Origin of the sequence: Escherichia sp. 94.0001 (assembly GCF_013369155.2) — a bacterium.
GTDB lineage: Bacteria > Pseudomonadota > Gammaproteobacteria > Enterobacterales > Enterobacteriaceae > Escherichia > Escherichia coli_F.
The window spans coordinates 1-8,024 of the sequence record NZ_JABWMS020000104.1 but is presented as its reverse complement, the minus strand read 5'-3'; the positions used below and the strand labels follow the sequence as shown (position 1 = coordinate 8,024).

Genomic DNA, 8,024 nt, shown 5'->3' with positions numbered 1-8,024 from the left:
AAGGAAAAGCGTATTTCAAATCCTGGTCGCCTAATGTCAAGTTTGAAGGGCTGGAAGTTCCCCGTCATGAAGATTTGATGACACATAATCATGGTTCCACGGCAAACACGCCTCCCAACACATATGTTGATACAAAGACAAGAAAAGGTCCATGTGGAGAAGAAGTTAAGGAAGTCGAAAGGCATTGCAGACCGGAACATGAAAAGAATGATGATAAGTCCCAAAAAGCTTCCCGAACGAAACTAGGAAAAATCGTCTCACATGAAAAAATAGAAATATTAAAACATAAAACAGAATCAATAAAAAACAAACTTGGCTACAAGAGAAATACGCAGAACGACTGGATTGATGATCACTGTGAAGGGTTGATGTTTCGCCCATGGTCCGAAAAACAGATTAACCGAAATGTCGATGCAGATTTGGCTAAGGAGTTAAAATCACTCACTTCAGATATTGATAAACTGACAAAAGAACTTACAGATGAAATCAACAATTATTTTGCAAAACAATTACAGCAAGCACAGGATAAAGCCACTCAGGTTTTAATCGAAAAATTAGAAAAAAAGATTGCAGTGAAGGCTGCCTCACAGGGAGTAAAAATAGCCTGTAAAGGTGCAATAGCCGCAGTACCTGTGGCTGGATGGATTATTTCTGGACTCTGGACAGCATATGATGTCTATGACATTTACGATTCATATGATGAGTTAAACAAACTAAAGGAACTTTATGAGTCCTCCCGAGAAATCATTCTTGACAATAAAAAAGCGATGCAAACTCTATCCGAACTGACTGCCGGGATGGGTGATAAAACACCGTTGCAATTAATTTCCTCAGGCATGGATATTTTTGCCAGAATAAATTCATGTACGCGTGCAAGACGATGCCTTATGGTTCGATATGATGATACAAAGGGGTATCAAAAATCCTTTGAAGGAAAGGGATGCTGTCCGGGACAAACCGGGCATCATCTGATACCGGAAGCGATGGCTGCGAGTGGTTGTCCAGGGTATAAACATGATGATGCGCCAGTTATATGTGTTGAAGGTATTAACCAACGACAGGGCTCACACAAAACAGTCCATGACAGATTACATCAGCAGGTTCTTGCTAAAGGTGTTGGAACCCCCATCAGCTATTCCGAAGCACAAAGGATGGCAATAATCAGTTTTAAAGAGGCATTCCCTGAGTCCAGGTGTGATATTAAATGTTTACAGGCCCAGCTTGATGCATTTTATAGCAAATGCACAGGTAAAATGACGGCAAAATCAGGAACAAGCAGCCCTAAAGAAGATCCAACAGGAGATGATAATGACGACGAGTAAACAAGATCAAACATCAATTTTGTTAGTGGATGAATTTAAATATGGCTTTTATGGTAATTATATTACTGATTGCACAATTAGGGATAAAAGCACATATGCATTTTCAGCTCGTAACGAAGAAGAAGCAGAGGAAAATGATCTTACTGGGGAGTGGAATGTCACAAAATATGCCTGCCGTTTTTACATTGATAAGCTTGACGGTAAACGAGTAAAAAAAGGAACAATCAAAGGTTGGAACCGAGTCTATTGTGCTGCAAGTACACTACCATCAAATTCTTTTGTATATGTTGACGCAGAAGGTGATGTTTATACAATATTATCAGGTGGAAATAAACGTGAAAAAAGGATATCTGATAGCTTTATAAATGAAAATATACTACCTGATTACCATGGTGGTGGCCCTAAATATTTTGCTGTATATCGTGCAAAAATGATTTTTGGTTACGCATGGGTATGTGGTCCACGAGGCAATGTGGCAAGAAGAATTGGTGAAGATCAATGGGAATACAGAGGTCATCCATTCCCTGACTCACCAGATATAGACATATTGGGAAAGCAGGATTTTCAGGATATTGACGGTTTTGACGAAAATGATATGTATGCTGTCGGCGGGAGAGGGATGGTATGGCATTATAATGGTAGTGCATGGCAGCAAATAGCATTTCCAACCAATATATTTCTGTATTCAGTTTGCTGCGGAGAAGATGGTGAGGTTTATATCGGTGCTCAGTCTGGAGCTGTATTCAAAGGAAGAGGAGATCGGTGGAAACAAATAATCCCGGGAGGACTGGCAAATCCTTTTAACGATATGGTCTGGTTCCAGGACAGAGTTTGGGTTACATCTGATAATGGGATATGGACTATTAAAGATGATGTTATTGAGCAGCCACTGTTACCGGATGAGGTGATGGTGTGTGCCGGGAGTATGGCCGTAGGTGACGGAGTGCTGCTGGTTGCGGGAGAAGGCGGCGCGGCTTTTCATAATGGTGTTTTATGGCAGAGCCTGTTTTTACAATATGAAATGACCCAAGCTGTCGAAAATCCAGAATGATACGTCTTTGCTCCCTGAGACAACTATACCTGAAGACTTGTGTAGCCTGGATAAAGCCATTCGTCAGGCCGTTACTGACAGCGGCAAACCACTGACTGAAACACGATTCCATATCAGCGCAGTCAGTCACGAATCATTCTATTTCAGGGAAACCGAACTGGCTGTCCTGCGTTCTCTGGAGCATAAAGTGCCGGATTACCCTCATCTGATGCTCACTTCCTGTACCGGTGAGGTTGGGGCTGCCTCCGGCCCACTGATTCTGGCATATCTGACGTCTGTGATGTCCCGCACCGATGGTCCGGGAAAAAAAGGACTGCTACATCTGAGTGCCGATAATGGTCAGCGTGCTGCGGCAATTGTACAGTGGCAGGAATTTGATATCTGACATTCATCAGGGAAACAGGAAAATAGTATGGAAACTAACGTTTATATCAACGGGCGGGAAGCCTGCTCCAGAGCGTCTGACGGGAAATCTGCTGGCGCATTTCCCGATCCCTGCTGGTCCCCTCCTCCTCCGCCCACAGGCCCGGTCGTTGTGCCTTATTCCAACACGGCGTATGCCCGGGATTTGCAGAACGGAACAGCTACCGTATTTATCTGTAAGTCGATGGTGGCACAGAAAGATCGCTCATACTTTTCCACCAGTGAAGGGAATGTTCCGGCAACACCGGGATTCCAGAAAGGTGTTGCTTCTCATGTCATTAAAGGAAAAGCGTATTTCAAATCCTGGTCGCCTAATGTCAAGTTTGAAGGGCTGGAGGTTCCGCGCCATGAAGATTTGATGACACATAATCATGGTTCCACGGCCAATACACCGCCACATAAGTATATTGATAACGATGTATTAATAGACGAATGCAAGAAAAACTATGATAAGGTTAAGTCAGCTTGCAAAAAAGATCCTAACCAAAAACCTATGCTTGAAAGATTATTGGAGGAAAAGAAATATAAAAAATTCGAACCTTTGCTTAAGAAAGTTGGAATAGATTCTGCCGACTGGATGGTACATTGTGATGGTTTATGGGGAAAACCCGGATCATTTGACCTGTCGAAAATTAAGGAAGACTTATCAGAACTGCTTAGCGATATAAAAAACATTCTGAATACCGAGATTGGTGATATTGCAGAAGAAGTTAAGGATGAAATTATCGACCGGGCCATAGAGGCAGGGGAAGATATTGCTATACGAAAAGCACGTAATGCAGGAATTCGTCATGTTGCAGCTTTGGGCGGAGCTGCTGCTGCTGGCGTGGGAGCTATAGTAACAGAAGGCGCAGCGACAATATGGACTATTGGAGACTCAGCTTTGGAAGTAATTGAAGGTGGAATAGAGGCTTATGATGCCTGGGATATTATAGGTGCCGCAAGAGATGAACTTAATGTGCTGCCAGGGAAAGTCGAGCAAATGTTAAAAGATGCCGTTGATAATCCTGTAAAAGCAATAACCGATATGATGTCACTGCTCAGCCGACTCAACCCCTGTACCAGAGCCAAGAAATGCATTTTTGTTCCATATGATATGGCTGAAGATTTACAAGGACATGGATGCTGCCCTGGACAAACAGGGCACCATGTTTTACCCGGCGCTATGTTTTATGACAATACAAATTGTCCGACTTATCGGGATAATCAAACTCAAGCACATAAAAATGCACCAACAATTTGTGTTGAAGGTACAACAAATAATCCTGAGTGGGGTAGTCATGGTCAATTGCATGGTAAATTGAAGGATAAAATAAACAAATACAAAAAACCGGGTATTTTTAAGTTCGGTGATCGTAATAAGATTGATTATGATGATGCCAGGGATATGGCGATTGATGCCGTCATGGAAACTTTTCCTGAATCTCTATGTAAACGTAAATGTCTTGAGAAACAATTAGATGAATATTATAAAGACATGTGTAAGCCTAATATATTAAATGCAAATAGTGGCATGGGTGGAAAACAATCCCGTCCATACTCTTACTCCAGTAAAAACAAATGAAAATAATGTGAGATTAAAAACATGATTATTACTAAAGATGAGTACAATGAAATATTCAAAGGGTTTTATATTAATGGTGTTGCAGTAAGAGACACTGGTTATATTTATATAACTACACGAGAAAAGCGAGATGATATAGACCCTGTAATGGAAGAACATCTGGCAAGAAAAAAATTTGTTTCCTTTTTTTTTGATGAACCATTAGGAGAGCAATGGGGATACAGCGGTTATGAAGGAATGGACCAGATATTTTCGGCTACAACCAGTATTCCATTCAGTCAGTACGTGGGCGTTGCAATGGAAAATGAGGTTTTTGCTATAGGTAGTGGTTTTGAAGGGCTTGAAGAACCGATCCCATATGAATTTGCCATTAGGAATACCCGGACTATTGGTGGTCGATTGTATGTTGTAGGATCCGCACGTAGTGTTGTTCGCAGGATAGACAGAAATAATTGGGAGAAACTAAATAAAGGTATCCATCTCCCTGCGCAAGATGAAATTAAAACAATCCGTGAACAGATGCTGTTCCTGGACGCTGCTGGATTTAGTTGTGTGGATGGCTTCTCTGAAAATGATATCTATGCCGCAGGCGGTAAAGGAGATATCTGGAATTTCGATGGTGATGAATGGAGGCAAATTCTTTTTCCCAGCAACATGCTCATTGAATCTATTTGTTGTGGTCAGGATGGCTATGTTTATATTGGTGCGCAAAGCGGTACTGTATTTAAAGGCCGAAAAGATCAATGGAAGATGATTCATCGGGGAGAGTTAACCTTACCGTTCAGGCAAATGGTATGGTATGAAAATTGTGTCTGGGCAACGTCTGATTATGGTGTGTGGCAAATAATCGGGGATGATGTTGTTCAGCCAGATTTACCCAGCGAGGTAAAAATGTGTGCTGGTTATATCAGTTGTACAGAAAAAACCCTGGTTCTGGCTGGGTATTATGGTGTAGCTCGCTTAGAGAACGGTCACTGGGATATATTGATTAATTGTGTTCAGGCAGAGAAAGGTGATTTCTGTTCTGAATAGTGATTGTTGCACTGCCATTACATTTCAAAGACAGGATTTCAATTTTGATTATTAATCAGAATAAATAATGGATAAAAAACTTTAAAAATGCAATGCGGAATGACCATGCCTTTCGGGGCAAAAGCATGAAAGCCCGCGTCCTGGCTGTCCTGCGTTCTCTGGAACATAAAGTGGCGGATTACCCTCATCTGATGCTCACTTCCTGTACCGGTGAGGTTGGGGCTGCCTCCGGCCCACTGATTCTGGCATATCTGACGTCTGTGATGTCCCGCACCGATGGTCCGGGAAAAAAAGGACTGCTACATCTGAGTGCCGATAATGGTCAGCGTGCTGCGGCAATTGTCAGGGAAAGAGCATGGTGTGCCGTAGGCACAAAGATGCAAAACGGGACGTTTTGCATGTAATAAGCATAAGCTTGTGAAGAGATGGTGGCAGGCCCACCGGGATCTGCTGTCAAATAGCATTTCCAACCAATATGTTTCTGTATTCAGTTTGCTGTGGAAAGGACGGTGAGGTTTACATTGGTGCTCAGTCTGGTGCTGTATTCAAAGGTAGAGGAAATCGGTGGAAACAAATAATCCCGGGAGGACTGGCAACTCCTTTTAATGATATGGTCTGGTTTCAGGACAGGGTTTGGGTTACATCTGATAATGGGATATGGACTATTAAAGATGATGTTATTGAGCAGCCACTGTTACCGGATGAGGTGATGGTGTGTGCCGGGAGTATGGCCGTAGGTGACGGAGTGCTGCTGGTTGCGGGAGAAGGTGGCGCGGCTTTTCATGATGGCATTTTATGGCAGAGCCTGTTTTTACAGTATGAAATGACACAGGCAGTAAACAACCCATAAAATAGAAGCATATCCATTAAGAATATTTAATATTCGCGAGACGATATCTCCAGAGCATGTATACCCTGCTGGATGAATAGCAATAATGGAGATGCTATTTATATATTTATTTTGAATACAGGAAATTAAATGGACATTAGTGTTATAAAACCACTGATACAGCAACATGCCAGGGATGCCGTGTTTTACTGGCAACAAATTGATATCGGTTGTTATTCACCACTCATTACCACACAGAAACGTTATCATTTTCATCGTCAGTTAAACGCGCATCTGGATGGATTACGGGCAGCAGGTCATGATGGCTGGGATGCAGCATTTAAAAATTACTCACGCTGGAAATCTGAAGGTGAAGCCTTTGTTTGCTGGTTACTGGCGCTGGAACAGAATGACAAATCGTATATTGCACAGTTGCATAGAATCGCCACTAGAAATATTGAACCGTCATTACGAGGTATGACAGAAGCTCTGGCCTGGCTACCTGAGCCGCAAGCCCGATTAATCCTTACACACTGGCGTCAGGATTCAGTTTCAGATGATCTGATGCTTGAGGCCTGGCTACGTGCTTCAGCAATTGCCGGAATAGCTCCACGGGAGGATCTGTCTCCATTATTCGCACATAAAAACCCACGAATACGCGCAAGTTGCTGTTATCTTGTAGGGAAATTGCGTCTGCATAACTGGCAGTCGGCCATAATCAATATTCTGTCTGACCATGAACCCGGCGTAAGAGAAGAAGCTATACTTGCACTGGCCTGGCTGTCACCTTGTACTGATATCGTGTATGAACTACATAATCTCCTGCTTTTCCATTTGCAGAATGCGCCTCAGCGAGGACTGGCTGCGGTTATTTCTCGCCGGAAATTGGAATATATTGCTCGTATGACAGGGCTATGCCTGCCACAGGGTGATCCACGTTTAGACAACATCATGAGTTCCATACCAGAGCGTTTACGTTTGCTGATCCTTACTTATCATGGTGACGCAGCACAACTTCCCATTCTTTATGATGCTATTAAAACAGAACATACCGCTCGCCTGGCATTCTGGTCAATTGGGTTCATTTCCGGGCTGGATATGACCACACCAGAACACTGTATACAGGAAACTGAAACAACAAATAATAATGATGATCAACCTCTAAGTTTTAAATCTGATGACATGGATATCGGGCTTGTGCGGCCTAACGCTCCTGCCGTAATTGCTGACTCCAGAGCACTAAATCTCCCCTCTGGTCCACTTATTTATGGAAAAAAACCATCAACTGAATGGTGTCATGAGTTGTTATCAACAGCGACTCAGGCAGCACGTTTCGCAGCATCATGGCATCTGGCCACTGGTGATGCCACGGTTCCGAGAATGGATATACGAAATTAAGGAATGTTGCTATGAACGGTAAGAAAAATTACTTGCTTCCCGGTGATGATGCAATTCAGATAAACAAGATGCTCCATGAAGGTCGCCGTCTGATTGTATGCATGTGTGCCAGTTGGTGTTCATCCTGTCAGGTCTGGCAAGATGATTTCTCCAAAATGTCTCTGGAGTACACTGCTGATTGTTTTGTCTGGTTGGATATTGATAAGCACCCTGATATGGTTGCAGATATCGATCTTGATGTATTACCTGTTCTGTTGATTCAGGATGAAAAAAACATTTATTTTCTTGGCATGATAAAACCAGAAATTAGAATATTTAAAAAATTATTTACTGCAAAAAATTTGAAGATGAAAGTACAGGAACCTGGAATAAGGGATTTTTTGTTGGAAGATGTGACAATATAAT

9 protein-coding genes are annotated in these 8,024 nt (G+C 42.4%); all 9 read left to right on the top strand.

Going from position 1 to position 8,024, the window contains the following annotated elements:
- The coding region (locus HEN33_RS23480; protein WP_183083480.1) for an HNH/endonuclease VII fold toxin-2 domain-containing protein at window positions 1-1,322 on the top strand (1,322 nt) is incomplete at its 5' end.
- Window positions 1,309-2,373 (top strand): WD40/YVTN/BNR-like repeat-containing protein, encoded by a 1,065-nt coding sequence (locus tag HEN33_RS23475; protein WP_176263173.1) that lies wholly within the window; start codon window positions 1,309-1,311, stop codon window positions 2,371-2,373. The genes HEN33_RS23480 and HEN33_RS23475, both read left to right, overlap by 14 nt.
- Window positions 2,374-2,380: 7 nt before the next feature.
- Window positions 2,381-2,758: a hypothetical protein gene (locus HEN33_RS26545; RefSeq protein ID WP_242460319.1), complete on the top strand. Its 378-nt coding sequence runs from the start codon at window positions 2,381-2,383 to the stop codon at window positions 2,756-2,758.
- Window positions 2,759-2,785: 27 nt separating this feature from the next.
- A complete protein-coding gene (locus tag HEN33_RS23465) occupies window positions 2,786-4,360 on the top strand; it encodes a PAAR-like domain-containing protein (RefSeq protein ID WP_183083479.1) in 1,575 nt (524 codons plus the stop codon).
- A 21-nt stretch (window positions 4,361-4,381) separates the two neighbouring features.
- Complete coding sequence (locus tag HEN33_RS23460; protein WP_242460318.1) at window positions 4,382-5,392, top strand: hypothetical protein; 1,011 nt, start codon at window positions 4,382-4,384, stop codon at window positions 5,390-5,392.
- Window positions 5,393-5,517: 125 nt separating this feature from the next.
- A complete protein-coding gene (locus tag HEN33_RS23455; protein ID WP_242460317.1) occupies window positions 5,518-5,796 on the top strand; it encodes a hypothetical protein in 279 nt (92 codons plus the stop codon).
- A 71-nt stretch (window positions 5,797-5,867) separates the two neighbouring features.
- The gene (locus HEN33_RS23450) at window positions 5,868-6,242 is read left to right on the top strand and encodes a hypothetical protein (protein ID WP_176262745.1); all 375 of its coding nucleotides are present in this window, start codon (window positions 5,868-5,870) and stop codon (window positions 6,240-6,242) included.
- Window positions 6,243-6,371: 129 nt separating this feature from the next.
- Entirely contained in the window at window positions 6,372-7,619 is a 1,248-nt protein-coding gene (locus HEN33_RS23445) for a hypothetical protein (RefSeq protein ID WP_176262744.1), read from the top strand.
- Between the two features lie 11 nt (window positions 7,620-7,630).
- Complete coding sequence (locus HEN33_RS23440; protein ID WP_183083477.1) at window positions 7,631-8,023, top strand: thioredoxin domain-containing protein; 393 nt, start codon at window positions 7,631-7,633, stop codon at window positions 8,021-8,023.
- Window position 8,024 lies beyond the last annotated feature (1 nt).

What these genes read in the sequence shown, in the direction of transcription:
- HEN33_RS23475 (WP_176263173.1), top strand. Translation starts at nt 1,309, where the DNA reads ATGACGACGAGTAAACAAGATCAAACATCAATTTTGTTAGTGGATGAA.
- HEN33_RS23440 (WP_183083477.1), top strand. Translation starts at nt 7,631, where the DNA reads ATGAACGGTAAGAAAAATTACTTGCTTCCCGGTGATGATGCAATTCAG.
- HEN33_RS23455 (WP_242460317.1), top strand. Translation starts at nt 5,518, where the DNA reads ATGAAAGCCCGCGTCCTGGCTGTCCTGCGTTCTCTGGAACATAAAGTG.
- HEN33_RS23450 (WP_176262745.1), top strand. Translation starts at nt 5,868, where the DNA reads ATGTTTCTGTATTCAGTTTGCTGTGGAAAGGACGGTGAGGTTTACATT.
- HEN33_RS23445 (WP_176262744.1), top strand. Translation starts at nt 6,372, where the DNA reads ATGGACATTAGTGTTATAAAACCACTGATACAGCAACATGCCAGGGAT.
- HEN33_RS23460 (WP_242460318.1), top strand. Translation starts at nt 4,382, where the DNA reads ATGATTATTACTAAAGATGAGTACAATGAAATATTCAAAGGGTTTTAT.
- HEN33_RS23465 (WP_183083479.1), top strand. Translation starts at nt 2,786, where the DNA reads ATGGAAACTAACGTTTATATCAACGGGCGGGAAGCCTGCTCCAGAGCG.